23 protein-coding genes and 1 tRNA gene are annotated in these 26416 nt (G+C 59.4%); 20 read left to right on the top strand and 4 right to left on the bottom strand.

The features are described from left to right. Nucleotide 1: 1 nt before the first annotated feature. The 5 genes from JZX88_RS16725 to glpK all read left to right on the top strand — a co-directional run bounded on the left by JZX88_RS16725 (nt 2) and on the right by glpK (nt 5454). Entirely contained in the window at nt 2–868 is an 867-nt protein-coding gene (locus JZX88_RS16725; protein WP_065117167.1) for a carbohydrate ABC transporter permease, read from the top strand. 3 nt (nt 869–871) lie between these two features. After that, nucleotides 872–1792 carry a carbohydrate ABC transporter permease gene (locus JZX88_RS16720; RefSeq protein WP_206914219.1) on the top strand — a complete coding sequence of 307 codons (921 nt, stop codon included), beginning with the start codon at nt 872–874 and terminating at the stop codon, nt 1790–1792. Between the two features lie 2 nt (nt 1793–1794). After that, nucleotides 1795–2088, top strand: a complete 294-nt coding sequence (locus JZX88_RS16715; RefSeq protein ID WP_065117169.1) for a DUF2160 domain-containing protein — start codon at nt 1795–1797, stop codon at nt 2086–2088. A gap of 75 nt (nt 2089–2163) precedes the next feature. Next, nucleotides 2164–3885, top strand: coding sequence for an ABC transporter substrate-binding protein (locus tag JZX88_RS16710; RefSeq protein ID WP_110760381.1), 1722 nt, complete (start codon nt 2164–2166; stop codon nt 3883–3885). Between the two features lie 69 nt (nt 3886–3954). Further along, nucleotides 3955–5454, top strand: a complete 1500-nt coding sequence (gene glpK, locus JZX88_RS16705) for a glycerol kinase GlpK (RefSeq protein ID WP_206914218.1) — start codon at nt 3955–3957, stop codon at nt 5452–5454. 55 nt (nt 5455–5509) lie between these two features. On the opposite strand, the gene JZX88_RS16700 is transcribed toward glpK, so the two are convergent. Further along, nucleotides 5510–6370, bottom strand: coding sequence for a LysR substrate-binding domain-containing protein (locus JZX88_RS16700; protein WP_065117172.1), 861 nt, complete (start codon nt 6368–6370; stop codon nt 5510–5512). A 99-nt stretch (nt 6371–6469) separates the two neighbouring features. Here JZX88_RS16700 and JZX88_RS16695 point away from each other — a divergent pair, with 99 nt between their 5' ends. Next, nucleotides 6470–7480 carry a bile acid:sodium symporter family protein gene (locus JZX88_RS16695; protein WP_065117173.1) on the top strand — a complete coding sequence of 337 codons (1011 nt, stop codon included), beginning with the start codon at nt 6470–6472 and terminating at the stop codon, nt 7478–7480. A 66-nt stretch (nt 7481–7546) separates the two neighbouring features. Here JZX88_RS16695 and hspL read toward each other — a convergent pair whose 3' ends face one another. After that, a complete protein-coding gene (hspL, locus tag JZX88_RS16690; RefSeq protein WP_065117174.1) occupies nt 7547–8029 on the bottom strand; it encodes a heat shock protein HspL in 483 nt (160 codons plus the stop codon). A gap of 368 nt (nt 8030–8397) precedes the next feature. On the opposite strand from hspL, the gene JZX88_RS16685 reads away from it, so the two are divergent. Beyond that, entirely contained in the window at nt 8398–9339 is a 942-nt protein-coding gene (locus tag JZX88_RS16685; RefSeq protein ID WP_206914217.1) for an alpha/beta fold hydrolase, read from the top strand. Nucleotides 9340–9362: 23 nt separating this feature from the next. Here the strand turns inward: JZX88_RS16685 and hisN are convergent, their stop codons facing one another. Next, on the bottom strand, nt 9363–10139 hold the full coding sequence (gene hisN / locus JZX88_RS16680) for a histidinol-phosphatase (protein ID WP_065117176.1): 777 nt from the start codon (nt 10137–10139) through the stop codon (nt 9363–9365). Between the two features lie 318 nt (nt 10140–10457). Continuing rightward, nucleotides 10458–11342, bottom strand: a complete 885-nt coding sequence (locus JZX88_RS16675) for an N-formylglutamate amidohydrolase (protein WP_110760386.1) — start codon at nt 11340–11342, stop codon at nt 10458–10460. Nucleotides 11343–11524: 182 nt separating this feature from the next. Between JZX88_RS16675 and cpdR the strand changes: the two genes are divergently transcribed. The 13 genes from cpdR (at nt 11525) to JZX88_RS16610 (ending at nt 26364) form a co-directional block, all read left to right on the top strand. After that, complete coding sequence (cpdR, locus tag JZX88_RS16670) at nt 11525–11887, top strand: cell cycle two-component system response regulator CpdR (RefSeq protein WP_003497910.1); 363 nt, start codon at nt 11525–11527, stop codon at nt 11885–11887. A gap of 81 nt (nt 11888–11968) precedes the next feature. Beyond that, nucleotides 11969–12043 (top strand) — tRNA-Val (locus JZX88_RS16665). Between the two features lie 359 nt (nt 12044–12402). Next, nucleotides 12403–12639 carry an acyl carrier protein gene (locus JZX88_RS16660; protein ID WP_065117438.1) on the top strand — a complete coding sequence of 79 codons (237 nt, stop codon included), beginning with the start codon at nt 12403–12405 and terminating at the stop codon, nt 12637–12639. A 346-nt stretch (nt 12640–12985) separates the two neighbouring features. Further along, nucleotides 12986–13999, top strand: a complete 1014-nt coding sequence (locus JZX88_RS16655) for a substrate-binding domain-containing protein (protein ID WP_206914216.1) — start codon at nt 12986–12988, stop codon at nt 13997–13999. A 72-nt stretch (nt 14000–14071) separates the two neighbouring features. Continuing rightward, nucleotides 14072–15592, top strand: coding sequence for a sugar ABC transporter ATP-binding protein (locus JZX88_RS16650; RefSeq protein ID WP_206914215.1), 1521 nt, complete (start codon nt 14072–14074; stop codon nt 15590–15592). A gap of 12 nt (nt 15593–15604) precedes the next feature. Then, nucleotides 15605–16606: an ABC transporter permease gene (locus JZX88_RS16645; protein ID WP_110760388.1), complete on the top strand. Its 1002-nt coding sequence runs from the start codon at nt 15605–15607 to the stop codon at nt 16604–16606. Between the two features lie 41 nt (nt 16607–16647). Then, complete coding sequence (locus JZX88_RS16640) at nt 16648–17622, top strand: sugar-binding transcriptional regulator (protein WP_161991687.1); 975 nt, start codon at nt 16648–16650, stop codon at nt 17620–17622. Beyond that, entirely contained in the window at nt 17619–18617 is a 999-nt protein-coding gene (locus tag JZX88_RS16635) for an aldo/keto reductase (protein ID WP_206914214.1), read from the top strand. The genes JZX88_RS16640 and JZX88_RS16635 overlap by 4 nt, the downstream gene beginning before the upstream one ends. Nucleotides 18618–18739: 122 nt before the next feature. Then, entirely contained in the window at nt 18740–20464 is a 1725-nt protein-coding gene (locus JZX88_RS16630) for a glycerol-3-phosphate dehydrogenase/oxidase (RefSeq protein ID WP_206914213.1), read from the top strand. A gap of 2 nt (nt 20465–20466) precedes the next feature. Further along, a complete protein-coding gene (locus tag JZX88_RS16625; RefSeq protein ID WP_206914251.1) occupies nt 20467–21309 on the top strand; it encodes a class I fructose-bisphosphate aldolase in 843 nt (280 codons plus the stop codon). Then, nucleotides 21302–22801, top strand: a complete 1500-nt coding sequence (locus tag JZX88_RS16620; RefSeq protein WP_206914212.1) for an FGGY family carbohydrate kinase — start codon at nt 21302–21304, stop codon at nt 22799–22801. Before JZX88_RS16625 ends, JZX88_RS16620 begins: the two co-directional genes overlap by 8 nt. A gap of 259 nt (nt 22802–23060) precedes the next feature. Then, nucleotides 23061–25436, top strand: a complete 2376-nt coding sequence (locus JZX88_RS16615) for a caspase domain-containing protein (RefSeq protein ID WP_206914211.1) — start codon at nt 23061–23063, stop codon at nt 25434–25436. 94 nt (nt 25437–25530) lie between these two features. Continuing rightward, on the top strand, nt 25531–26364 hold the full coding sequence (locus tag JZX88_RS16610; protein ID WP_206914210.1) for a MipA/OmpV family protein: 834 nt from the start codon (nt 25531–25533) through the stop codon (nt 26362–26364). Nucleotides 26365–26416 lie beyond the last annotated feature (52 nt).

Genomic DNA, 26416 nt, shown 5'->3' with positions numbered 1-26416 from the left:
CATGGAAAAGAGCTGGAACAACAAGGCGTGGTTCATGGTGCTGCCGGTGCTGGTGCTGGTCGCCTTTTCCGCCGTCATTCCGCTGATGACCGTCGTGAACTATTCGGTGCAGGACACATTCGGCAATAACCAATTCTTCTGGGCCGGAACACAATGGTTCGAGGAGATTCTGGCCTCGGACAGGTTCTGGGACGCGCTGGGGCGCAACCTGCTGTTTTCTGGGATCATTCTGGCGATTGAAATTCCGCTCGGCATCTTCATTGCGCTCAAAATGCCGAAATCCGGCATCGGCGTGCCGGTCTGCCTCGTCACCATGGCGCTGCCGCTTTTGGTGCCGTGGAACGTTGTCGGCACGATCTGGCAGGTTTTCGGCCGCAGCGATATCGGGCTGCTCGGTTATTACGCCAATCAGCTCGGGCTGGATTACAATTATGTCAACGATCCGGTCGATGCGTGGATCACGGTCGTCATCATGGATGTCTGGCACTGGACGAGCCTCGTAGTACTCCTGTGCTATGCCAGTCTCGTTTCCATACCGGATGCCTATTATCAGGCAGCAAGGATCGATGGCGCGTCGCGTTTTGCGGTATTCCGGTTCATCCAGCTGCCGAAGATGAAGCGCGTGCTTCTCATCGCCTTCCTGCTGCGCTTCATGGACAGTTTCATGATCTATACCGAGCCCTTCGTCGTCACCGGCGGCGGCCCGGGCAATTCCACCACCTTCCTGTCCATCGATCTCGTGAAGATGGCGCTCGGCCAGTTCGACCTCGGGCCGGCGGCGGCCATGTCGCTGATCTACTTCCTCATCATCCTGCTGCTGTCCTGGGTGTTCTACACAGTCATGACCAGCCACGACGCGGAGACTTGAGACATGAGTGCCTCGAATGCCACGACAGGCGTGGAGCGCAACGGCATCGGCAATCCGCCGGTGAGAGCCACTGCAACGGGACGGTCCGGCCTCGCCGTCAATGCGCGGCGTCGCCATCACGGGCCGTCGCGGTTCTCCTGGCTGGTGCCGACGATCTATATCCTGCTGTTGCTGGTTCCGATCTATTGGCTCGTCAATATGAGCTTCAAGACGAACACGGAAATCGTGTCTTCCATGACGCTTTATCCGCATCAGCCGACGCTGCAGAATTACCGGACGATCTTCACCGATTCATCCTGGTATTCGGGCTATATCAATTCGATCATCTATGTCGTCATGAACATGGTGATCTCGGTGGCTGTCGCACTGCCGGCGGCCTACGCCTTCTCGCGCTACCGTTTTCTGGGCGACAAGCACCTGTTCTTCTGGCTTTTGACCAACCGCATGGCGCCGCCCGCCGTCTTCGCGCTGCCGTTCTTCCAGCTTTATTCGGCCTTCGGGCTGATCGACACGCATATCGCCGTGGCGCTGGCGCATTGCCTGTTCAACGTGCCGCTGGCGGTGTGGATTCTCGAAGGCTTCATGTCCGGCGTGCCGAAGGAAATCGACGAGACCGCCTATATTGACGGCTATTCCTTCCCGAAATTCTTCGTGAAGATCTTCATGCCGCTCATCGCTTCCGGCATCGGTGTCGCCTGCTTCTTCAGCTTCATGTTCTCATGGGTCGAGCTTCTGATCGCCCGCACGCTGACGACGACGGACGCCAAGCCGATTGCCGCGACCATGACGCGCACCGTCTCTGCTGCCGGCATGGATTGGGGCCTGCTTGCCGCCGCCGGCGTGCTGACGTTGATCCCCGGTGCGCTGGTGATCTGGTTCGTGCGCAATTACATCGCCAAGGGCTTCGCGCTGGGGAGGGTTTGACCATGATGAAGATGCCCGATTTTTCATGGATGGCATGGACCTGGCAGACGGCCGCATTTTTCGGCGCTATCGCCCTGCTGCTCGTTGGCATGTGGCTATGGGAATATCTCTCGCCCGGCGGCAATCCCCGCTTCGGCCTTTTGCGCTTCGAGACCACGCGCGGCGACAGGCTGTTCATCTCGCTGCTCGGCAGCGCCTTCATTCATCTCGCATGGCTCGGGCTGGTTGGCCCGAACCTGTGGTGGGCTCTCGCTCTGTCCGCGGTTTACGCCATCGGCGTCTTCCGTTTTGTCTAGAGCAGGAAGACGGTGCGGCGGAGGAAAACCGCACCCGCAGACTTCATGCAATCGCAAACCCTTGGGAGGACTGATATGCGACGGCATCTGATGACGACGACGGCGGCCATGCTGCTGGCAATGACGGGTTCCGCTTTCGCCGGAATGGAGGAAGCAAAACAGTTTCTGGACAAGGAAATCGGCGATATGTCGTCGCTTTCGCGTGGCGACCAGGAGAAGGAACTGCAATGGTTTATCGATGCCGCGAAGCCATTCGCGGGCATGGAGATCAAGGTCGTTTCCGAATCCCTGACCACGCATGAATATGAATCCAAGGTTCTGGCGCCGGCCTTCACCGCGATTACCGGCATCAAGGTCACGCATGACATCATCCAGGAAGGTGACGTCGTCGAAAAGATCCAGACCCAGATGCAGACCGGCCAGAACCTTTATGACGGCTGGGTCAATGACAGCGACCTCATCGGCACGCATTGGCGCTATCAGCAGGTCCGCAACCTCACAGACTTCATGGCCAATGAAGGCAAGGACGTCACCAATCCCGGCCTCGACCTCAAGGATTTCATCGGCAGCGCCTTTACGACGGCGCCGGACAAGAAGCTCTACCAGCTTCCCGACCAGCAATTCGCGAACCTCTACTGGTTCCGTTACGACTGGTTCAACGACGAAAAGAACAAGGCCGACTTCAAGGCCAAATATGGTTATGACCTCGGCGTGCCGGTCAACTGGTCGGCCTATGAGGATATTGCCGAATTCTTCACCGGTCGCGATGTCGACGGCAAGAAGGTCTTCGGCCATATGGATTACGGCAAGAAGGACCCGTCACTTGGCTGGCGCTTCACCGATGCCTGGCTCTCGATGGCCGGCAACGGCGACAAGGGCCTGCCGAACGGCCTGCCGGTCGATGAATGGGGCATCAAGGTCAATGAAAAGTCGCAGCCGGTCGGCTCCTGCGTGGCGCGCGGCGGCGATACCAACGGTCCGGCTTCGGTCTATTCCATTGAGAAATATCTCGAATGGCTGAAGAAATATGCGCCGCCGGAAGCGCAGGGCATGACCTTCTCCGAATCCGGCCCGGTGCCGGCGCAGGGCAATATCGCCCAGCAGATCTTTTGGTACACGGCGTTTACCGCCGATATGGCCAAGCCCGGCCTGCCTGTCGTGAACGAGGACGGCTCGCCGAAATGGCGCGTTGCACCCTCGCCGCACGGTGTCTACTGGAAGGACGGCATGAAGCTCGGTTATCAGGATGTGGGTTCTTGGACGCTGATGAAGTCCACCCCCGATGACCGCGCCAAGGCCGCATGGCTTTACGCGCAGTTCGTGACCTCGAAGACCGTTGATGTGAAGAAGAGCCATGTGGGTCTGACCTTCATTCGCGACAGCACCATCCATCACCAGAGCTTCACGGACCGGGCAGCCAAGCTCGGTGGTCTAATCGAGTTCTATCGCTCGCCGGCCCGCGTGCAGTGGTCGCCGACCGGCACCAACGTTCCTGATTATCCGAAGCTGGCGCAGCTGTGGTGGCAGGCGATCGGTGACGCGTCTTCCGGTGCGAAGACCGCCCAGGCTGCGATGGACTCGCTCTGCGCCGAGCAGGAAAAGGTCATGAGCCGTCTGGAACGTGCCGGCGTGCAGGGCGATATCGGCCCGAAGCTGGCGGAAGAACATGATATCGAATACTGGAACAAGGATGCCGTTTCGAAGGGCAATCTGGCGCCGCAGCTGAAGATTGCCAACGAAAAGGAAAAGCCGGTCACCGTCAATTACGACGAACTGGTCAAAAGCTGGCAGAAGTGATTTCTGCGTGACATCTGAAACCGGGGCGGCTTGCCGCCCCGGTCATTGCGTCTGAAAGGGAGTAGCATAATGGGCGGTTATATTCTGGCGATCGATCAGGGAACGACATCGACACGGTCGATGGTCTTTGATCGCGACATGCGGGTCATCGGTGTCGGGCAGCGAGAATTTCCGCAACATTTCCCGGCCTCCGGCTGGGTGGAACATGATGCCGAGGATATCTGGAAAAGCGTGCTCGAAACCATCCGGCTCGCACTTGCCGATGCCGGCATTGCCGCTTCCGATATCGAGGCGATCGGCATTACCAACCAGCGCGAAACGACTGTGCTGTGGGACCGCAAAACCGGCGAGGCCGTGCACCGGGCCGTTGTCTGGCAGGATCGCCGCGCTGCGCCGGTCTGCGAGGAACTGAAACGTCGGGGACTGGAGCCGCTTTTTTCGAAAAAGACGGGGTTGCTGCTCGATCCCTATTTTTCCGGCACGAAGCTGAAATGGCTTCTCGATAGCGTCAGCGGCCTTCGCGAAAGAGCCGTGAAGGGAGAAATCTGCTTCGGCACCGTCGACAGTTTCCTGATCTATCGCCTGACTGGCGGCCGCCGCCATGTGACTGATGCCACCAATGCCTCGCGGACGCTGATCTACAATATTGAAGACAATTCCTGGGATGACGAGCTGCTATCCATCCTCGACATTCCCCGAGCCATGTTGCCGGAGGTGCTGGATTGCGCCGCCGATTTCGGCGTGACGGACAAGTCGCTGCTGGGCGCGGAAATTCCGATCCTTGGCGTCGCCGGCGATCAGCAGGCGGCCGTGATCGGCAATGCCTGCTTCGAGCCGGGCATGATGAAATCCACCTACGGCACCGGCTGCTTTGCGCTCCTCAATACCGGAACCGACCGCGTGGCATCCACCAATCGGCTGCTGACAACGATCGCTTACCGTCTCGACGGGGTGACGACCTATGCGCTTGAAGGCTCGATCTTCATTGCGGGGGCGGCTGTGCAGTGGCTGCGCGATGAACTGGGCTTCATTTCCGTGGCTTCCGAAGTCAGCGCGCTTGCCGAAAAGGCCGATCCCAATCAGCGCGTCTATCTCGTGCCGGCCTTTACCGGTCTTGGCGCACCCTATTGGGATGCCGAAGCGCGCGGGGCGATCTTCGGCCTGACACGCGGTACGGGACCTGCGGAATTCGCACGCGCGGCGCTGGAGAGCGTTGCCTATCAGACCTTCGACCTTCTGGACGCCATGCGCAAGGACTGGGCGGGCGACAATGGCAAGACGGTGCTGAGGGTCGATGGCGGCATGGTTGCTTCCGATTGGACCATGCAGCGGCTGGCCGATGTTCTCGCCGCACCTGTAGACCGGCCGGTCTTTCTGGAAACCACCATTCTGGGGGCGGCCTGGCTTGCGGCCTCGCGCGCCGGTATCTGGCCGGATCGCGAAGCCTTTGCTGCCCACTGGAAACGCGACCGCCGCTTCAACCCCGACATGGACGAGGCGGAACGGAAAAGCGCCATCGCCGGCTGGCGCGATAGTGTCGGACGCTGCCTGTCGCGACGGGAAAACTAGAGCATTCCAGTAAAATGCGCGTAGCGGTTTTGCGCCCGGAAATGCGCTAGTGAATCTATACGAAGCTGCCGGGTGCGATGCTCTTGCTGGACACGAGGTCAGAAAGGGCGCGCACCAGCTTCGTATCTGCGCCCTTGCTGGGCTGAAGCACAAATTCCACATCCTCCAGCGCTGGCAAAACATCCGCCGCAATTTCCTTGAGGCCGGCGGGCGCCATGCTGCGGGGCTGCACCAGAATGCCCATGCCCGCTCTTGCAGCAGCGGTAAGTCCACTGAGGCTGCCGCAGGTGCAGACAATCCGCCATGGGAGACCGGCCCTGTCCAATGCTTCCTGCGCCGCCTTTCGGGTAATGCTCGGCGGCGGAAAGGCGATCAGCGGCAGGGCATCCGGCTGGTTCAGCATCCGCTCCGGGTCCCGCGCCAGCCACACCAGCGGCTCGCGGTAGAGGAAATGCCCGAGCTTGTCGCCAAGGCGGCGTTTGGCCAGCACTACATCCAGTTCGCCATTGTCCTGCATCTGGTAAAGCACACCGCTCAGCGAAACCGTCAGTTCCAGATCAACCAGCGGATAAAGGCGGATGAATTCTTCCAGAATGGCCGTCAGCCGACTGGCGACGAAATCTTCCGAAACACCAAGCCTCAGCCGCCCGCGCAGGCGGTTCTCGCTGAAGAGGGATGACACCTTGCTGTCGATCTCCAGCATGTTGCGGGCATAACCGAGCAGTGCCTCACCCTCGCCGGTCAGTTTCACCTGATGGGTGCTGCGTGCGATCAGCCGGCGGCCAAGCGTGGCCTCCAGCCTCTGAATATGTTGGCTGACCGTGGATTGGCCGACACCCAGCCGTTCGGCAGCCAGCGTGAAGCTGCCGGTTTGCTGAAGCATGACGAAGCTCGCAAGATGTTGAAGGTTCAGCATTATCTCAAATCGTGATAACTGTTAGTCTTTGCATTCGAATTCATGATGAGTGATAGTGGCTGACATTTCAAGTAAAACCGATGCCGGAAAGACTTCCCCATGACCCGCTTCCTGCCTGACCGCTTCACCATGATGCTGGTGGCCACTGTGATTTTGGCTTCCATTCTGCCGATCAGCGGCGAACCGGCGGAGTATTTTGGTCTTGCAACGAAGCTGGCGATCGCGCTTCTGTTTTTCCTGCATGGCGCGCGGCTTTCGCGGGATGTGGTGATTGCGGGCATATTGCACTGGCGCCTGCATCTGGCGATCCTGCTCGTCACTTTCGGTCTTTTCCCGTTGCTGGGCGTGGCGATAGGCTTTATTCCCGAGAGCATTCTGCCGGCACCGCTTTATATGGGCGTGCTGTTTCTCTGCGTCCTGCCATCCACCGTGCAGTCCTCAATCGCCTTCACCTCCATGGCGGGCGGAAACGTGCCGGCGGCGATCTGTTCGGCTTCGGCATCGAATATTTTCGGCATGTTCCTGACGCCATTGCTGGTTGGTCTTTTGTTCACCGTGGGCGGCCATGGCGGTGGTTTTTCCCTGGACGCGTTCCTGCAGATCTTCCTGCAGCTGTTGTTGCCCTTCATCGTCGGCCAGGTGCTGCAGCCCTGGATCGGCGACTGGATCCGGGCGCGCAAAAAACTGCTGTCTCCCGTCGATCGCGGTTCGATCCTGATGGTGGTTTATCTTGCTTTTTCCGATGCGGTCATCGAGGGCATCTGGCACACGTTTTCGTTGAGGGATATCGGCGTGGTCATCCTCATCAACATCGTGCTTCTGGCACTTGTTCTCTGCGTGACCATGTTCGGCAGCCGATTGCTCGGCTTCAACAAGGCGGATGAAATCACCATCACCTTCTGCGGATCCAAGAAAAGCCTTGCCAGCGGCGTGCCCATGGCGGGTGCGATTTTCGCCGGCCAGAGCATTGGCGCAATCGTTCTGCCGATCATGCTCTTCCATCAGATTCAGCTGATGGTCTGCGCCGTGCTGGCCCAGCGTTATGCCCGCAAGGCCCACGAGAAGGCGGCGGTGGCGGAGCCAGAGGGTGCGGCGGCATCCGCCCGCTGACACGAGAATCTCCGCAAACAAAAACGGCCCCGAGAAGGGGCCGTTCTTTTTGTAGCGCGGGAAAGCTTAGTTGACCTGTGCCGGCGATATCTGGGCTTCGATCGTCTTCGGTGCATCGGCACTGTCGGACGAGATCGCGATACGGCGCGGCTTCATGGCTTCCGGAATATTGCGGACGAGGTCGATATGGAGCAGGCCATTCTTCAGGGAAGCGGTCTGGACTTCAACGTGGTCGGCAAGCTGGAAACGGCGTTCGAAAGCGCGCGTGGCGATACCGCGATACAGGAATTCGCCTTCCGTGGACTTCTCGTCGGCGGATTTCTCAGCCTTCACCGTCAGCGCATTGGCGCGGGATTCAATGCTGAGTTCGGTTTCATCAAAACCGGCAACGGCCATGGTGATGCGATAGGTGTTTTCGCCGGTCCGCTCGATATTGTAGGGCGGATAGGACTGGGCCTGTTCGGGCTGGCCAAGGCCATCGAGCATCGAAAAAAGACGGTCGAAGCCGACGGTGGAACGATAGAGGGGGGAAAAATCAACGTGACGCATGGTGTCCTCCTTAAGAAGCGACTGTTTGCGGTTAAGTCCGGTATCCCATTCTGGCGATGACAGGACATTTGGCGCGGTCCCGTTCTGGCGACCGCATGAAGGAGATGGGAATGGCCTGGCGCCGCGTCAAGGGGTGGTCGCAACATGAACCATGGCTGAACATCCGGTTCCGGCATCGTTCAGTTTGAGCGCCATAAAACTGCGGTCATCGGAGACATGCTCCGTGGACAGAAGCAATAACGTCCCTTCTTCTTCTGTCTTACTGGCCGGAACCGCGACTGCTTTAACCGACGGTTCCGGCAATTTTTTCTTTGACCTTCCCGCGCCGCCGACCTATCCGAAAAGAGTTGAAAAGCCGGAAAAGACCGATGATCGAAGCCACATTGCGCGCCAGCGAAGACAACCCGGTTCCCGGCAACCATACCGTCGGCCATTTCACCGGCCATGGCGGTAAAAAGCTCCGATATGCGATCTTCCGTGCCAGCCGTCACATTGCCCGTGGGACGGTGGTTCTGCTGCACGGCAGGAACGAGTGTATCGAAAAATACTTCGAAACAGTCACTGATCTGACGGCCATGGGCTTCTGGGTTGCAACCTTCGACATGCGTGGGCAGGGCGGTTCCGAGCGGCTGCTGAAGAAGCCGGGAGCCGGGCATGTGCGGCGCTTTTCCGATTACCAGTGCGACATCAGCCTGTTTCTCGAGCAGGTGGTGCTGCCGGATACGCGGCTGCCATTCTTCATGATCGCGCATTCCACCGGCGCGCTTGCAGCACTTGCGGCGGCACCCGGCCTGTCCAACCGGATCGACCGTCTGGCGCTTTGTTCGCCCTTCATCCAGCTGGACAGCCAGCAATCGGTTCCTTCACCCGTCATCAAGCTGGTCGCGACGGCCTTAAGTCTTGTTGGCCTTGGAAGGATTCAACTTGGCAAGGATCAGCGCGAGCGGGATTTCGACGGCAATCCGCTGACTTCGGATGCAAAGCGCTTTGCGCGAAATCTGTCGCTGCACAGGCAGTTTCCGGAACTTTTCATCGGCGCGCCGACGGCGCGATGGGTCTATGAGGCGCTGAAGACCATGGCGCGGGTGACCCGTCAGGATCATCTGACGAACATAACCATTCCGACCCTTATTCTGGCGCCGATGCTGGATACGATCACGCCCTACAAGGCACAGGAAGAACTGTCGCGCAATTTCCGGGCGGCACAGCTTCTTCCCGTCACCGGTGCACGCCATGAATTGCTGCATGAACGCGATGTTTTCCGCAAACAGGCCCTGGCAGCCATCGACGCATTTTTCGCGCCGGAGTGAGGCGGCCGCCGAGACGGTACGGCCTATAGTTTCGACAGAATCGCGAGCGCCTGTTCGTGCACGGCTTTGGAGCCGGCAGCCAGAATGCGGCCGCCATTTTCGGGACGTCCGCCATCCCAGGTGGTCATGATACCGCCGGCCTGCTCGATGACGGGAATGAGCGCACCGACATCGTAGGGTTTCAGGCCGGATTCGATCACCAGATCGACATGGCCGGCCGCGAGCAGGCAATAGGCATAACAATCCACGCCGTAACGGAAAAGCCGGACCTGATCCTGCACCTTGTCATAAAAGGGCTTTTCTTCCGCTGTGAAGATGTGAGGAGTTGTGGTGAACAACACCGCATCCGACAGAGAGGCGCAATCACGTGTGCGGATTTTTCGTTCGCCGTCGGGTCCGAAATACCATGCGGCCTCGCCATCGGCGAAGTAGCGCTCTTTCGTGAAGGGTTGGTCCATGATGCCCATGGTGGCGCGGCCGGCCGACTGGAAACCGATCAGCGTACCCCAGACCGGTACACCGGAAATGAAGGCGCGTGTGCCGTCGATCGGATCGATGACCCAGATGTGGTCGCGGTCAAGGCCGACATTGCCATGTTCTTCGCCAAGAATGCCGTGCTGCGGGAAGCGCGCCTCGATGAGCGCCCGAATAGCGCTCTCAGCCGCCTGGTCACCCTCCGTCACCGGATCATAGCCGCCATCCTGCTTGTTGGTGACGGCAATGCCCGTACGAAAGCGGGGAAGCGTTTCAGCACTGGCTGCATCGGCGAGTTTGAAGAAGAAATCCCGGTCGGGCAGCATGCGAAACCTCGTTGCCTGAATTAGATGGCCTGAATTGCGTGGCGAAATGCATAGACCGGAATCACATCCGCCGTCCACTCATACGGGTGCCGGAGCCAAGGTTTCCATATTTTTGGCATAAGCCTAAAAAATATGCATAAAATAAAATGATTGACAATTGTGCATATACTGCGTAGCGTGACCCTGCAGTCTTTGACTGTAAATACCCTCCTTGGGTGTTTCCTCCCTAGACTTGACCGCGCCAAGGCGCGGTTTTTTTTGCCCGGCGCGCGACCAGCAAGACGGAAAGAAGGGCTGAAAAATCGGGTAGTTTTCGATTTATTCGGCGGCGAGCGAGGTTTCGATCGCGTATTCCGAAACAAAGGCCCCGAGCTGGCGCATGAAGATTTCCAGCGAGGCCTGAATGGCCGGGAAATCGGCTTTCTTCGTCAGTGTCTTTTCATCGACGTAGAGGGCCCGGTTGATCTCGATCTGCAGCGCATGGAGGGATCGGATCGGACGCCCGTAATGTTCGGTGATGAAGCCGCCGGCATAGGGCTTGTTGCAGACCGCGACGAAGCCCAGTTCTTCGAGGAAATGCAGGGCGGCGCGGGAGACTTCCTGGGAAGCGCTGGTTCCGTAGCGATCGCCGATGATCACATCCGGCCTGAGGTTGGAGCCGGCAACGCGGATATTGCCGGGCATGGAATGGCAATCGATCAGTACCGCCATGCCGAAATGGGCATGGGTGCGTGACAGGAGCCGGCGCAGGCAGGCATGATAAGGCTTGTAGATCGTCTCGATCCGCGAAAGCGCTTCATCGACCGGCAGGCGGTGGGCATAGATGTCCATATTCTCGGCGACGATGCGCGGCACGGTTCCAAGGCCGCCGGCAACCCGCATCGAGCCGATATTCGCATAAGGTGGCAGGGTGCCCTCGAACATGCGCGGGTCGAGTTCATAGGGTTCGCGATTGACGTCGAGATAGGCGCGCGGAAAGTTCGCTTTCAATAGCGGTGCACCGATCTCGGGTGCGGCTGCGAAAAGCTCGTCGACGAAATGGTCTTCCGAACGCCGGATTTCATGCGAATCAAGCCGTGCCGATTCGAGGAAGGAGATGGGATAGCAGCGGCCGCTATGGGGTGAATTATAGACGAATGGCAGGGTTTGAACGGCAGGTTCCGTTACTTCGAACAGCTCATATTCACCCGTTACCCAGTCCATTCAGGCCCATTTACCATGTCGCAAACTATCAGGATGTTCATGTTGCCAGTTACGGTGCGGCAAGTCCATACTATCGCCAAAGCAGCGCTATACCGATTCACGCGTTCACATGATATTTACCGTGAAAATCCTATAATCGGGCTAGGGTATTCCAAACATTGAGCAGTTACGGTCACTTAACCATGAATCAGAAAATTCTTCTCGCTGAAGACGACAATGATATGCGCCGCTTTCTCGTCAAGGCGCTGGAAAAAGCCGGTTACAAGGTTTCTTCCTTCGACAATGGCGCAAGCGCCTACGACCGGCTGCGCGAGGAGCCCTTTTCGCTTCTGCTGACCGATATCGTCATGCCCGAAATGGATGGCATCGAGCTGGCGCGACGCGCGACCGAACTCGACCCTGACCTGAAAGTCATGTTCATCACCGGCTTTGCAGCGGTTGCGCTGAATGCCGATTCGAAGGCTCCGAAGGACGCCAAGGTGCTTTCCAAGCCGTTCCATCTGCGCGATCTGGTGGATGAGGTCAACAAACTCCTTGTGGCGTAAGGCCTCTCAAAAAACCTTCACAAAACCGAAAAAAAGCAGTTGACGCATGAACCGGTTTTGTGGTCTATCCGCCGCCACGGAGGGCGTGTAGCTCAGCGGGAGAGCACTACGTTGACATCGTAGGGGTCACAGGTTCAATCCCTGTCACGCCCACCATCCGAATTCTTGAGTATCAGGGCCTTGCGAAAGATCGCAGGGCCTTTTTACATTTTGGCCTTGCGATTTGGCGATCTGCCGAAACCGCTTTCCGCAACGCTTAATCCAGTGCCTGCGGTCCAAAAGCTGGTTACGGGCAATAATAAATTACAAATTCCCTATTGCAGGTCACTCACGCCGAAGCCTAGATTTTCCAGGGGGAGAAATGAGAGAGCAATGTCGACCCTTGGTAACCTCATATCCCTTGTTGTCCTTGCAATGGGCATTTTCGCCTCTTATCGATGAATGTCTGATAACGTCAGCAGGGAAAACAGGAAATCGGAGCCGAGATAGTGAGTTCGATCCCAACAGATACCGCAATATCCGAGATAAGAAACCGGGTGATAAAAATCATCAGCGAGCAGCTCGGAATAGCGGATGACAAAATAGTCGATACAGCAAATTTTTCCGAAGACCTGAATGCCGATTCACTTGAGGTCGTTCAGATCGTCATGGAGATCGAAGAGGAATTTGGCATCGAAATTCCCGATGCTGCCGCAGACAGCCTCTCCACTGTCGGTGATGCCATTCGCTTCATTCAGCTGGCAACGACCTAACCCGATCCGGAAAGGGCGCGTTCGACATGGCGGTAATCCATTCCTTCATGTACGTCCTTCCCGCCCTTGTCGGCGCTTACGCCCTCTACAAATTCATCCTCTATCTGATCGGTGCCGATTAGGCGCCGTTCGCCGCTTCCGTGCCTCTTGCCCGTGTTTGCGTTCAGGCTCTCTGCCGGCCTTCATTCGCGTCCCCCTGTATGAGATTGAAATAAATTTCGCATAGTAAAATAAAATTCAAACAGCATTGACGGTCGCTCTGTTTCCGGCTATCTCATTCCCCATGCAATAAATTACAAAGTCTAAAATTTATTGCGGACTAAGTCATTGTCCTTGGGAGGGGAATATGTTGGCTTTTCTGAAATCGACCGCTGCCGCGGGTGTTCTTGCCGTGGCGATTTCCGCTGGCGCAGCCTCGCCGGCCGCCGCTGCGGGCAAATTCGCCTGTGAACCGGGTGAGACCTATGTGATGAACGTCATGGTTTCCAGTCACCCCTATTGGGTGCCCGTTTTTGAAGGGTTCAAGCAGGCCGCCAAGGCGCTTGGCTGCGAAGCCGTTTTCACCGGCACGCCAGAATATGACATCACCAAGCAGATCGCGTCCTTCGAGCAGGAGCTGGTGAAGAAGCCGAAAGGCATCCTGCTGCACCCGATGCAGGCCGACCCCTTCATCGAGCCCATCAACAAGGCGATTGCGTCAGGAGTTTCCGTGACGACCTTTGCGGCGGATTCTCCGAAGTCGAAACGCACCGCCTATATTACCTCGGACAATGTCGCCGAGGCGAAATTCGCGGCGGAAGAGATCATCAAGAAGCTCGGCGAAAAGGGTGAATATGCCGTTCTGGAAAATCCGGGCCAGAGCAATCACGACCTGCGCGTCACCGCTCTCATCGATTATATGGAGCGCACCCATCCGCAGATGAAGCTGGTCGGCCGGCAGGCAACCAATCAGGATTCGAACCTTGCCTATCAGGCCGCCGGCGCGTTGCTGCAGGCCAACCCCAATCTTGGTGCATTGTGGATTCCTGAAGCCGGTTCCGCCGAGGGCGCAACGGCTGCGGTTCTCGAGGCAAAAAAGAAAGTGCTCATCCTGCACGCGGATATTACCCCGGCCACGCTGGAGCATATCAAGCAGGGCAATATCTATATGTCCATCAACCCGAACCAGGGCGTTCAGGGCTTCATGGGCTTCATGAACACGTTCCTGGGCGCGCATTCGGACCTGATCGACCCGTTCAACGACTACAAGGTTTCCGGCTTCAACCCGATGCAGGTTCCTTCGATGGACAATGGCTTCGCCGTGATCACCAAGGCCAATGCCGCTTCCTTCGATCTCAACGAATATATGAAGGGACGCTGACGCGCCGCTGTGGAACCGGCGAGGGTTATGCCTCGCCGGCCACAAGGAAGAAGCAGGTTCGGGAGGGGCGTTATGGGCGAGGTTGTCCTCAACATGACGAATATTCACAAGGCGTTCGGTCCCGTGCGGGCGTTGCGCGATGCCGCGCTCGAACTGCGGCGCGGCGAGATTCACGCGCTGGCGGGTGAAAACGGTGCCGGCAAGTCGACGTTGATGCATATCATCGATGGCATTCTGCAGCCAGATGGCGGCGAGATCCTGCTTGATGGCAAGCCGGTCCGCATATCGTCGCCCAATGCGGCGAACCGGCTCGGTATTGGTTTTGTCCATCAGGAGATTGCGCTTTGCCCGGAAATCTCGGTCGCTGAAAACATGTTCATGTCGGAGACCGGCCGGAGCCGTTCCTTGTTCATGAATTATCGCGGCCTCGAAAAGCGGGCGGCAGCCATTCTGCGGGAAATCGGCGATATCGACCCCGCCAGCCGCGCCGGCGACCTGTCGATTTCGCAGCAGCAGATCGTCGAGATCGCCAAGGCACTGACGCTGGACTGCCGTATCCTGATCCTCGATGAGCCGACGGCGGCCTTGACTGAAACCGAAGCCCAGACCCTTTTCAGGATCATGCACCGGCTGGCGGAACGGGGTATTGCCATCATCTATATCTCGCACCGCATGGCGGAGATTTTCGAACATTGCGACCGCATCACTGTCATGCGTGACGGCTGCCACATCAGGACGGCGAATATCGCGGAAATCTCTCCGGAGGAGGTCGTCAACAGCATGGTGGGGCGCGTTCTCGACAAGCTCTATCCGCCGAAACTCTCGGACGATGAAAAATCTGATGACGTCATTCTCTCGGTTCGCGGGCTGAACGAGGGAAAGCGCGTTTTCGATGTCGATTTCGATCTGCGACGCGGCGAAATCCTCGGTCTCGCCGGCCTGATCGGCGCGGGCCGAAGTGAAATCGCCCGGGCAGTCTGCCGATTGGAAGGGAAACCGAAAGGCGAGGTTACGCTGCGCGGCCGAACGCTAAGGCTCAGGGACTATCGCGACAGCATCCGGGAGGGGCTGGTTTATCTGTCCGAAGACCGCAAGGGAGACGGGTTGTTCCTCAATATGTCCATCGCCGCCAATGTCTCGGCGCTCGATGTCGGCAGGATATCGAACGGCATGGGTTTCATCGAGCGACGCAGGGAAATGAAGCGTGCCGATGAGCTCGGCAAGCGGCTGAAATTGCGGGCGAACAGCGTTGGCGATGCCGTATCGACCTTAAGCGGCGGCAATCAGCAGAAGGTGGCGTTGGCAAAGATGCTGTCGGTGGAACCCGAGGTCATCTTTCTTGATGAGCCGACACGCGGGGTGGATGTGGGCGCGAAGGCCGAAATCCACCGCCAGATCAGGGAGCTGGCGCGCGAGGGGGTTGGGGTCGTGGTCATATCTTCGGAATTGCCGGAGTTGATCGGCGTCAGCGACCGCGTGCTGGTCGTGCGTGAGGGGCGGATTACGGGTGAGGTCGAGGGCGACGACATGACGGAGGAAAAGATCATGCAGCTTGCATCGATCAATATTGTGCAGAGCCCGGTCGGGGCCTGAGGGAGCGGGAAAATGGCTACATCGGAAACACCTTCAAGCCTCGCCGAAACGGCGGTCCGTCGCCCTGCCTGGTGGGAGCCGGCGCTCAAGGCGCGCGAAACCGGGCTGATCGTCATCATCCTCGCGCTTTTTGCGGTGATGTCCTTCATCTCTCCCTATTTTCTGACCGTGGACAATCTGCGGGCCATGGCCATGGTCTTCGCCATCGAAAGCATCGTCGTGGTCGGCATGACGATCCTGCTGATCTCTGGTGGCATCGATCTTTCCGTCGGCTCCGTCACGGCGCTTGCGATGGTGGCGGCCGGCTGGCTGTTCCTAAACGGTGTCGATCCCTGGGTTGCTGCGGGGCTGGCGATCTGCCTCACGACACTGGTAGGCATGGCCATGGGATTTTTGACCACGGTCATCGGCCTGCACCATTTCATCGTGTCGCTGGGCGTCATGGTGATTGCCCGCGGCGTCTGCCTGCTGGCGACGGGCGGACGGCCGCTCGGGCTCTACTCCCTGCCGCCGGAATTCAAGTTCATCGGTCAGGGCGCGCTTGGCGGCATTCCGTTGGTGCTGATCATTTTTGCGGTCGTGGTCGTTTCCTTCGATCTGCTGCTGCGGCGCACGACCGCTTTCCGCAAGGTGTTCTATACCGGCAGCAATCCGAAGGCCGCAGCCTATTCCGGCATCCGCGTCGGCCGGGTCGTTTTCGCCACCACCACGCTGTGTTCGATGCTGGCAGGCGTTGCGGGTGTGATCTATATGGCCCGCTTCGGTTCGGCCCAGCCGAGTTTCGGCATCGGCATGGAGCTTAACGTCATCGCGGCGGCGGTCATCGGCGGCGCGAGCCTCTCCGGCGGCTCGGGCACCATTCTGGGCGCGATCCTCGGGGCAATCCTGCTTTCGGTTGTTTCCAGCTCGCTTGCCTTGCTTAACGTGTCTGTCTACTGGCAGGACATCATCAGGGGCAGCATATTGCTGACTGCGGTTCTGTTCGACCACTATCTGGTCAGGCGTCGCCGCTGAGCGCCGCAGAACGGCCCGTGGGTAACTGGAGAAAGACGATCATGCTGGATATCAAGGACGATTTCGATCAACAGAGGCAGATATATTCCGTCCTGGTGCTGCATTTCATCGAGGGGGTGAAGCAGTCGGAAATCGCCGAGCGGCTCAATCTTTCCCACACCAAGGTGAACCGCATGATTGCCGCGGGCCGCAAGGCGGGCATGGTGAAGATCTCCATCGCCAGCCCCTATCAGCGGCTCGTGGACCTTGAAAGTGAAATCAGCCGCCGTTTTGGCCTTCGGCAGTCGGTGGTGACGCCGACGGTTTCCGACAATCCGGAAACCGTGCTGCAGATGGTTGGCCGGGTGGCCGCCAATCATCTGCTGGAGACGATCCGGGACGGCGATGTGATCGCGATTACCGGCGGCAAGGCGGTGAGCGCGGTGGTCGACAATCTTGAGGCGGAGCGTCGTTTCGATGTGCGGGTGGTGCCGCTGACCGGCGGTGTGCAGGGAAAGCATTATACGGATGTCAATCATCTGGCCACACAGCTTGCGGAAAAGCTCGGTGGCAGCGCCTCGCTCCTGCATGCGCCGCTGTTTGCCGAGGATGAGGAGCAGCGCGATCTCCTGATGAATGTCGCGTCAATCCGTGAAGTGTTTGATCTGGCGCGGCAGGCACAGGTGGCGCTGGTCGGCATCGGTTCGGTAGAAGCGCCGGGCTCCGGCTATTACGATCTGCTGCCGGACGCCGCCCGTGGCGGGCAGGCGCTGGTGGAGGCCGGCATTGCCGGTGAATTTCTCGCCCACCTCACCATGGCGGACGGGCAGCTGGCGCGGATCGATCTCAATTCGCGCGTGGTGGCGCTGGACCCCGGGCAGCTTGCCCGGTGCCCGAACATCATCGGTGTGGCGGCCGGGGCCATCAAGGCCGGACCGGTGGCGGCCACACTTGCCGGCCGCTATCTGACCTCGCTCGTCGTGGACGAGGCGATCGCCGGTTATCTACTGGATCAGGAAGAAGGGAAAACGTCGTGACGGATAATTCCATATTGACCCGGACGATCGGCGGCAGCGGCATCAGCGCATCGGCCGTGGGGCTCGGCACCTGGGCCATCGGCGGCTGGATGTGGGGCGGCACCGACGAACGCCAATCCATCGCCGCCATTCAGGCCTCCATCGATGCGGGCATTTCCCTGATCGATACCGCCCCCGCCTATGGCATGGGGCTTGCGGAAACCATCGTCGGCAAGGCGATTGCGGGGAAGCGCGACAAGGTGGTGCTGGTCACCAAATGCGGGCTGGTCTGGCATGTGAACGAGGGTGCCTATTTCTTCCATCAGGATGGCAAGCCCGTCCACCGTTATCTTGGCGCCGCTTCGATCCGGCATGAGGTCGAAGAGAGCCTGAAGCGGCTCGGAACCGACTATATCGACCACTATGTCACCCATTGGCAGGACGCAACGACGCCGGTTGCCGAGACGGTCGAGGCCCTGGTGCGGCTGAAGGAGGAGGGAAAGATCCGCTCGATCGGGGCAAGCAATGTCTCACCGGGCGATCTTGAGGCCTATATCGCGACGGGTGCGCTCGATGCCATCCAGGAAGAATATTCCATGGTGAAACGCGATATCGAAACGACACTGCTGCCGCTTTGCCGGAAGAGTTCCGTCTCGGTTCTCAGCTATTCGTCGCTGGCGCTCGGTCTGCTGTCGGGCAAGGTCGGACCTGAGCGGGTGTTTGCAGAGGATGATCAACGCCATGGTAATCCCCGTTTCAGCCAGTCTAACCGTCAGAAGATTGCCCGGTTGATGGGCGTGCTGGAACCGGTGGCGGCCGGGCATCGGGCCTCGGTCGCACAAGTGGTGATCGCCTGGACGATTGCTCAGCCAGGCATCACATTTTCGCTGTGCGGCGCACGCGATCCGGTACAGGCGGCTGAAAACGCCGCCGCGGCTCGCCTGCGCCTCACGGATAGTGAACTGGCGCTCATCAGTGCCGGCGTTGCCGAGCATCTTGTCGGGCTCGATAGCTGAAACATGTAGCTGAGACGGGACTTCAGGCGAACAGCGCATAATTTTCGCTTCCCGTCTCTCACGTCGCTTTAAACGATCAACATCATTGGGACGCTGGTCAATAGCCGGCGAACGGTATTCCTATGCCCGGTTTTCGCGAGGACGCTCTCTGCCGTATCCGTCAAGACGGTGATTTCGACGCCGTCGTCATCGGCGGCGGCATCAACGGCATCGCCGCCTATCGCGATCTTGCCCTGCAGGGGCTGCGGGTATTGCTGGTCGAGCGTAACGATTTCTCCTCCGGATGCAGTGCCGCACCTTCGCGCATGATCCATGGCGGACTGCGTTATCTCGAAAATGGCGAATTCGGCCTTGTGGCGGAATCGCTGCGGGAACGTGATGCGCTGCTGACACTTGCGCCGCATATGGTGTATCCGCTGCCGACGACGATCCCGATTTTTTCGGTGTTCAGCGGGTTGTTCAACGCGGCGGCCACATTTTTCGGCTCTGGCGGAAAACCCGCAAGCCGGGGCGCCCTGGCCATCAAGGCGGGCCTCACGCTTTATGATTTTGTTACCCGGAAGAACCGCATCCTGCCACGGCATGAGTTTCGCAGTGCGGGCAAGACGCTGCAGCGCTGGCCGGGCCTGACGCCGGCGATCCGGTATTCGGCCACCTATTACGATGCGTGGATAAGCCAGCCCGAACGGCTTGCGCTGGAACTCCTTGTCGATACCGCCGCCGATGCGCCGCAGAACATTGCACTCAACTATGCGGAGCTTATCCGCACCGGGGATGAATATTGTCTCCGGATGGAGGAAACGGAAGAATTACTGCCCGTCAGACCACGGATCATCGTCAATGCCACGGGCGCCTGGATCGACGAAACGATCGGCGCGCTTGCCGCCGTTCCGGCTGCGAAAAAGGAAAACCCGACCGTTTCCGGCACCAAGGGGTCGCATCTCATCATCGCCAGTGACGCGCTTCTCAAGGCCCTGAACGGCCATATGATTTTCTTTGAAAATGCGGACAACCGCGTTTGCATCCTCTTTCCCTATCTCGGCCGGGTTCTCGCGGGTTCGACCGACATCAAGGTGGATCGTCCCGAGCGGGTGCGGTGCGAGCCGGAGGAGCGGGACTATATTCTGGACGCCATCCGTCAGGTCTTCCCCGATATCGCCATCGACCATTCGGACATTGTCTTCAGTTTCAGCGGCATACGTCCGCTGCCGCGCAGCGATGCCGCCTTTACCGGAAAAATTTCCCGCAGCCATTTCATCCACCGTGTTGCGGGTGATCCGCCGCAGCTTTGCATGATCGGCGGCAAATGGACGACCTTCCGGGCTTTTGGCGAGCAGGTGAGCGACGAGGTTCTGGCGTTTCTCGGGCGCAAGCGATTGACCGGGACGATGAACCGCCCGGTCGGTGGTGGCAGGAATTTCCCCGCCGGTACCGGGCGCCTGTCCAACCTGTTGTCGGAACAGTTTTCGATCGGTCGGCAGCGGGCGGAGCATCTGGCTTTGGCCTACGGCTCCCGCGCCTTCGAATTGCTGGGTTTTTGCCGGGGTCGCCCGGACGACGTGCCGCTTTCAGACAAGTCACCGATCACGGCTGCGGAGGTGATCTGGCTGATCCGCTGCGAACATGTCCGGCACCTGACCGATCTGATCCTGAGGCGCACGACGCTCGCCATCACCGGCGTTGTCAACGCCGATCTGATTGACGCCATCCTCGGCGTTGCGGCGCGCGAGCTTGGCTGGCCGGCCACCCGGGCGGCGGCGGAACGGCAGCGGCTTATCCATGAGCTGGAGACCTTTTACGGGGTCACGCCGGCGATGCTTCAACACAGATGCAAGGAGAATGCATGATGATGCGGATTTCAAAAAAGGCGCGCATGAACCGGCTGTTCCGCAATGGCGGATGCCTTGATGTGGCAATCGATCACGGGGTTTGCAACGAGCCGAGCTTCCTCATCGGGCTTGAGGATATGCCGCAGACCGTCGAAAAGCTGGTGGAGGCTGGTCCCGATGCCATCCAGATGGTCTACGGGCAGGCGGATCTGCTGCAGCAGAGGCCGGAGCGGGACAAGCCGGCCCTCGTCATGCGCATCGATATGGGCAATCCCTATAACTCCACGCGTCACAGAACCATGTGGTCGCAGCTTCAGAATTATCACGACCCGATCATCGGTGCGCTCGAGATGGATGCGGCCTGCGTTGTCGTGAACCTGTTCATGCTGCCGGATGAGCCGGAACTGTTCCGTCAATGTGTCGAAAACATCAGCCGGGTGCGGGCCGATTGCCATCGTTTCGGTATGCCGCTGATGATCGAGCCGCTGGTGATGCTGCCCAACGACGTACGCGGCGGGTATCAGGTGGATGGTGATGCGGAAAAGATCGTCACGCTGGTGCGGCTTGCCTCGGAAATGGGAGCCGATATCATCAAGGCCGATCCCACCAGCAACCCGCAGGATTTCCGCCGGGTGATCGAGGCGGCGCGCTGCCCGGTGCTGGTGCGGGGCGGGGGGCGTGAGGATTTGCGGAATGTGCTGACAAAATCGGCGGCGTTGATGGCCGAGGGCGCGAACGGATTGGTTTATGGCCGCAATATCTATCAGCATGACAATCCCAAGGCCGTTGTCGCGGCCTTGATGGCTATCATCCATCAGGGTGCGAGCGGCGAAGAAGCATGGGACATCTACAATCGTGGCTGAGAAAAATTACATATTGGGCCTGGATGTCGGCAACACGGTCATCAAGGCCGTCTTGTTCGATACGGTGGGCCGGCAGGTCGCCCAGCATGCCATCGACGGCCATTCGACGTTTCCGCAGCCCGGTTATGTCGAGCGCGATCTTGAGGAGCTGTGGAAGAACGGCTGCGAAGCGATCCGTCAGCTCCTGGTGAAATCGTCGGTCGATCCCCGCAATATTGTGGCGGTGGGCTGCGCCGGCCATGGCAATGGTCTTTACCTGCTCGACAAACGGCAGCAGCCTCTGATCGGCATCCAGTCGCTCGACAGCCGCGCCGCCGATATGGCGGCCGAGCTTGACCGGCAAAGCGGCGCGCTCTTACAGGCGCGCTGCCTGCAGCGGCCATGGCCAGCGCAGACGCCAAGTCTTCTGGCATGGGTGAAACGACATGCCCCCGACCTCTATGCGCAGATCGGTACGGTCCTGTTCTGCAAGGACTTTGTCAATTTCCGCCTGACGGACTGCCTTGCCAATGACATTTCCGACCTCAGCGGCGCGGGGCTGCTTGCCCTGCCGCAAGCACGGCTCGACCGCGAACTTCTCTCACTTTATGGTCTTGAGGATGCGTTCCCGCTCTTTCCGCGTCGTGTGGAATCGGCGGACATTGTTGGCCGTGTGACGCGCGAGGCTTCGGGTCTGACAGGGCTCTCGGAAGGCACACCTGTCATTGGCGGCTTCTTCGATGTGGTTTCCAGCGCCATGGGCTCGGGTGTCATCAATGCGGGGGAAGCCTCCATCATCGCCGGCACATGGAGCATCAATCAGGTTTTTGCCGATAAACCGGTCATCAGTCCGGATGTCTTCATGGTCACGACATTCGGCCGCGACCGTTATGTCAATATCGAATCCAGCGCCACCTCCGCCGCCAATCTGGAATGGTACGTTCACCGTGTTCGTGCCGACCATGGCGACCATGCCTTCGAGCGATGCAACGAGCTGGTCGGCTCCGTCACGCCGCGCGCTGACGATCCGTTCTTTCACCCGTTCATTTTCGGCTCGCGGCTGGGAGCGGAATTCCGCGGCGGGTTTTACGGCCTAGCTGGCTGGCACGGCGAAGGCCATATGTTGAGAGCGCTGTTCGAGGGCGTCTGCTTCGAACACCGCCGCCATATCGGCGTGTTGCGCGAGGCCGGTTTGCCGGTCGAAAGCGCCGTCATGTCCGGTGGCGGTTCCCGCAGCCAGCATTGGCCGCAGATCATGGCGGATGTTCTGGACATTCCCCTGCGTGTTGCCGAAGCGCGCGAGACGGGCGCGCTTGGTGCGGCAATCGGTGCCGCCGTGGCTGTGGGGCTTTATCCGGATTATGAGGCGGCGGTTGCGGCGATGACGCGTGTGGCGAGCGCTTATCGGCCGGATGCGCGGCAAGTCCCGCATTATCAGCGCCGCTACCGTCTCTACACGCAGTTGACCGACCAGCTGCGTGGTTTCTGGAGCGCCTTGCGTCTGCAGCAATAGGCATGTTGGACTGGCGGCACGCCTGCTGCGGTCGCGGTCATTACGGGGCGGATTTGTCGGGAAGACACGCCGTTTAAATCGGCAAAGGGCGAAGAGCCATCTTCAGTTTCACTTCAGTTACGCCTCATCCAGCACTTATAAACAACTGCTAAATAGCGAAGCGAGGCGCGCCGGCCATGTCCGGCAAGCGCTCCTCGCCGTCCTCTACTTCATGGGGTTCACGGTAAGCTGCATCAGATGTTGATTGGAGGAAAGCTGTATGTCTCCTCTGCTTTGGACAATGGGATTATCGTCTAAAAAGGCGATCCGGACAGTCTTTGGCATCGTGCTGGTTCTGGCCGGTATCGCTTCCTTGAATCCGGCAGAAGCCCGAAACTCCCTGGAAAAGAGAATAGCGTTTGTTGTGGGCAATGCCGCCTACAAGACGGGCGCCTTGCCGACACCGGCCAATGATGCCGGCTTGATTGCACAAACCTTGCAGGCAGCCGGTTTTGATGTGATCGGTGCGCGCGACCTCGACCAGAACGGATTGCGTGACGCGATGCGGGACTTTCTGACGAAAGCGAATGCATCGGGACCCGATACCGTCGTTTTTGTCTATCTGGCCGGCTATGGGGTGCAATATCAGGGCGATAATTATTTCGTACCGGTCGATGCGCAGATCAAGCAAGCCACGGATGTGCCCGTCGAAGCCCTGCGGATAACCGATTTCACGAGATCGCTGGCCAGTCTTGACAATCGCGGCAGCATCGTTGTGCTCGATGCGGCAAGAGCCAATCCATTTGTGCAGTCCAGTCAGCCGCTGGCCGGTGGTCTGGCGCTTGTCGATCCGGACGCCAATCAGCTGATTGCCTTTAACGCCGCGCCGGGCACGGTCGCTACGCAGGAGGCTGGCCCTTACGGTTCCTACGCCCATGCCCTGGCGGAAATGATCCGCACAGGTGGGCTCCCGCTCGGCGATGTGTTCGACCGGACACGGCTGCGCGTCAGCGATCTGACCAGAGGCAGTCAGATTTCCTGGAATGCCTCCAAATTCAAGGATGCATTCACGTTTTTCGATCTTGGTCCCAATCCACCCACCGCTCAGGTTGCCGGGGATGATGCGGCCGTCCGGACGAAGCCGATCGGTGACTTCGACGAACGGGATGCCTATTTTGCCGCGCTTGATCGTGACACGATGCGTGCATATGAGGATTTCCTGGCGGCCTATCCGAACGGTTCAATGGCAAGGCGGGTGCGGGCGATTGTTGCGGTGCGCCGCGAAGCGATCACCTGGCGCGAAACCTGGAATGTCGATACGCCGGAGGCCTATTGGTCCTATCTGAGGCGTTATCCGCATGGCCCGCACGTCTGGGATGCCCGCCGTCGTCTCGACCATTTCGAGGCAGCACTTGAACCGCCGCCGTCATTCTCGATGATCGCATATGACGTGCCGCCGCCGCCACAGCCAGAAATCGTCTATGTCGGGCGGCCTGTCGTGTATTTCGATGATGCGGATTTCGCTTATGCGCCGCTGCCGCCCGTTTTTCTGGCGCCGCCTCCGCCGGATTTCGTGATGCTCCCGCCGCCCAGACCCCCAGTCGATCTTTACGTGCTGCCGGAGCCGGTCTTTGTTCCGGTTCCTCAATGGGTGGAGCCCCCGCGTGATGTTGCGCCGCCCGAAAACAACATCATCTTCAACAACATCCACAATTCTGTCGTCAACAACACGGTTATCCATGAGAACGAGGCCGTACCGGCTGCGCCGTCCGGATTGACGACGGGAGAAAAGCTCGCCGGCGCGGCCATCATTGCCGGAGCGGGTGCGGCAGCGCTGCACGTTGCCTTGCCGCCCTCGGTACAGAAAAAGGCCGAGGCAGTGCAAAAGCAGGTTCCGACCCAAACCGGGACGCCGACACCCGCAGCCGGTCTGGTGCCGGCGCCGCCCCATTCGGTTCAGCCCCGGACACAACAGATGCAGACCGGACCTGTTGCGGCCCATGCGCTGCCAGGCGCGAACGGCGAGCCGCTGCCAACCGCCGGCCAGCCGGCAAACAGGCAGCAAGCGGCGCCGGTAGAGAAAACACCACCGCCCAAAACAGAACCCGAGACGGCGCAGAAACCGACGGCGGTTATGCAACCGCCGCTTCACGGCGCAAATCCCGGTGCACATGTGCTTCCTGGTGCAAAGGGTCAGCCAAAGCAGCCCGAAGTTAATTCGTCTGCCGCGAAAGGCCAGGGCAACGTCACCGGCACGCCGGCGCCGGCGGCAGTTCCGAATGCCAAACTGAAGGCAGATGTCGCTCCTCCGGCGCCTGAAGCGCACGGCCAGGCAGCAAAGCCCGCCACACCGGTAATGAATGACAAGCGGCCGGCAAAGTCCGGTATTCCTGATAATGGCGAGCCTCGGCTCGGTCATCAGGGTCATGTTGTTCCGCCGCCCTTCCATGAGGCCGCTCCGCCGCCGTCTCTGCCCAAGGAGCCACATGTGGCTGCGCCGGCGCATGCACCCGCACCGAAACCAGAGGCGGAACCGAAACCCAGACCGCAGGCCCCGCCCCAGCCAAAGCCGATGGTGGGCGAGCAGCAATCGAAGAAACCGCAGGCTGCTGAAAGGAAGAAGTGCGGTGCTCCGGATTTACCGGCATGTTCCTAGGCAACGGGCATGGAAGAAGAAGCTGTTTTGGAAGGACTGCGGCAGCGGCTGGCCGCGAGTGGAGGATCTGTCGCTGATGTTCGCGGCGCGGTGCATGGCATACAGGGCCTCATCTGGCATGGCACTCTTCCGGGGGGCGGCGCTGTCATTGCCGTTGATAGTGCTGGGAACTCATTCCGCATTGGGTCAGGATGCAGCCTCTTCCGATAGCCAGTGGGTCATAACGCTTGGCGGGTCCGTCGAATACGGTCCCTCCCATGAAGGGTCGAAGCACCGGTCCTTCAGCGGCCTGCCGTCTTTCGATTTTCGGCGGCTCGGCGAAGCGCCTGAATATAGCGCGCCGGACGATAATATCGACTACGGACTGTTCGATATCGGCGGGGTCGGCATAGGCCCGGTCGTCGGGGTGAGAGGCGGGCGATCGGCATTCGATGATACCGAGCTGCAGGGTCTGCATTCGGTGCATTGGAACCTGGACGCCGGCGTCTTCACACAATACTGGCCATTGGAGGATCGCCTGCGCGTACGTGCGGAAACGCGTCAGGCGCTATGGGGCGGAGACGGTCTGCTGGCCGATCTTTATCTCGACTGGTTCCAGCCGGTCGGTGATCGCTGGCTGCTGTCCGCCGGTCCGCGCCTGTCTCTGGCGAACGGAACCTATATGCGCAACAATTTCGGGGTTTCCGCCGAGGAAGCCGCCAGAAGCGGTCGTGTCGAGCCATTCGAGGCGAATGGCGGCCTCAAATCTCTCGGTTTCACTGTGGCGGCCACCTATATGCTGACGCCTGCCTGGAGCGTACAAACCTACGTCAAATATAGCCGCCTGATGGGTGATGCCGCCGACAGCCTCGTTACCTCAAGACTTGGATCGGCCGATCAGAACGTCATCGGTATCACGCTCAACCGCTCATTCCAGATCGGGTTTTGAATTTTGCGCCTCCGCTTCATGCTGGCGGCATGTCGCGCGTCACGGGAGTGGC

Origin of the sequence: Agrobacterium sp. OT33, from assembly GCF_017313365.1 — a bacterium.
In the GTDB taxonomy this organism is placed as follows: domain Bacteria; phylum Pseudomonadota; class Alphaproteobacteria; order Rhizobiales; family Rhizobiaceae; genus Agrobacterium; species Agrobacterium rhizogenes_A.
Note: the sequence above shows the minus strand (reverse complement) of the source record. Positions and strands in the feature narration are given on the sequence as shown.

What these genes read in the sequence shown, in the direction of transcription:
- JZX88_RS16725 (WP_065117167.1), top strand. Translation starts at nt 2, where the DNA reads ATGGAAAAGAGCTGGAACAACAAGGCGTGGTTCATGGTGCTGCCGGTG.
- JZX88_RS16720 (WP_206914219.1), top strand. Translation starts at nt 872, where the DNA reads ATGAGTGCCTCGAATGCCACGACAGGCGTGGAGCGCAACGGCATCGGC.
- JZX88_RS16715 (WP_065117169.1), top strand. Translation starts at nt 1,795, where the DNA reads ATGATGAAGATGCCCGATTTTTCATGGATGGCATGGACCTGGCAGACG.
- JZX88_RS16710 (WP_110760381.1), top strand. Translation starts at nt 2,164, where the DNA reads ATGCGACGGCATCTGATGACGACGACGGCGGCCATGCTGCTGGCAATG.
- glpK (WP_206914218.1), top strand. Translation starts at nt 3,955, where the DNA reads ATGGGCGGTTATATTCTGGCGATCGATCAGGGAACGACATCGACACGG.
- JZX88_RS16700 (WP_065117172.1), bottom strand. Translation starts at nt 6,370, where the DNA reads ATGCTGAACCTTCAACATCTTGCGAGCTTCGTCATGCTTCAGCAAACC.
- JZX88_RS16695 (WP_065117173.1), top strand. Translation starts at nt 6,470, where the DNA reads ATGACCCGCTTCCTGCCTGACCGCTTCACCATGATGCTGGTGGCCACT.
- hspL (WP_065117174.1), bottom strand. Translation starts at nt 8,029, where the DNA reads ATGCGTCACGTTGATTTTTCCCCCCTCTATCGTTCCACCGTCGGCTTC.
- JZX88_RS16685 (WP_206914217.1), top strand. Translation starts at nt 8,398, where the DNA reads ATGATCGAAGCCACATTGCGCGCCAGCGAAGACAACCCGGTTCCCGGC.
- hisN (WP_065117176.1), bottom strand. Translation starts at nt 10,139, where the DNA reads ATGCTGCCCGACCGGGATTTCTTCTTCAAACTCGCCGATGCAGCCAGT.
- JZX88_RS16675 (WP_110760386.1), bottom strand. Translation starts at nt 11,342, where the DNA reads ATGGACTGGGTAACGGGTGAATATGAGCTGTTCGAAGTAACGGAACCT.
- cpdR (WP_003497910.1), top strand. Translation starts at nt 11,525, where the DNA reads ATGAATCAGAAAATTCTTCTCGCTGAAGACGACAATGATATGCGCCGC.
- JZX88_RS16655 (WP_206914216.1), top strand. Translation starts at nt 12,986, where the DNA reads ATGTTGGCTTTTCTGAAATCGACCGCTGCCGCGGGTGTTCTTGCCGTG.
- JZX88_RS16650 (WP_206914215.1), top strand. Translation starts at nt 14,072, where the DNA reads ATGGGCGAGGTTGTCCTCAACATGACGAATATTCACAAGGCGTTCGGT.
- JZX88_RS16645 (WP_110760388.1), top strand. Translation starts at nt 15,605, where the DNA reads ATGGCTACATCGGAAACACCTTCAAGCCTCGCCGAAACGGCGGTCCGT.
- JZX88_RS16640 (WP_161991687.1), top strand. Translation starts at nt 16,648, where the DNA reads ATGCTGGATATCAAGGACGATTTCGATCAACAGAGGCAGATATATTCC.
- JZX88_RS16630 (WP_206914213.1), top strand. Translation starts at nt 18,740, where the DNA reads ATGCCCGGTTTTCGCGAGGACGCTCTCTGCCGTATCCGTCAAGACGGT.
- JZX88_RS16625 (WP_206914251.1), top strand. Translation starts at nt 20,467, where the DNA reads ATGCGGATTTCAAAAAAGGCGCGCATGAACCGGCTGTTCCGCAATGGC.
- JZX88_RS16615 (WP_206914211.1), top strand. Translation starts at nt 23,061, where the DNA reads ATGTCTCCTCTGCTTTGGACAATGGGATTATCGTCTAAAAAGGCGATC.
- JZX88_RS16610 (WP_206914210.1), top strand. Translation starts at nt 25,531, where the DNA reads ATGGCATACAGGGCCTCATCTGGCATGGCACTCTTCCGGGGGGCGGCG.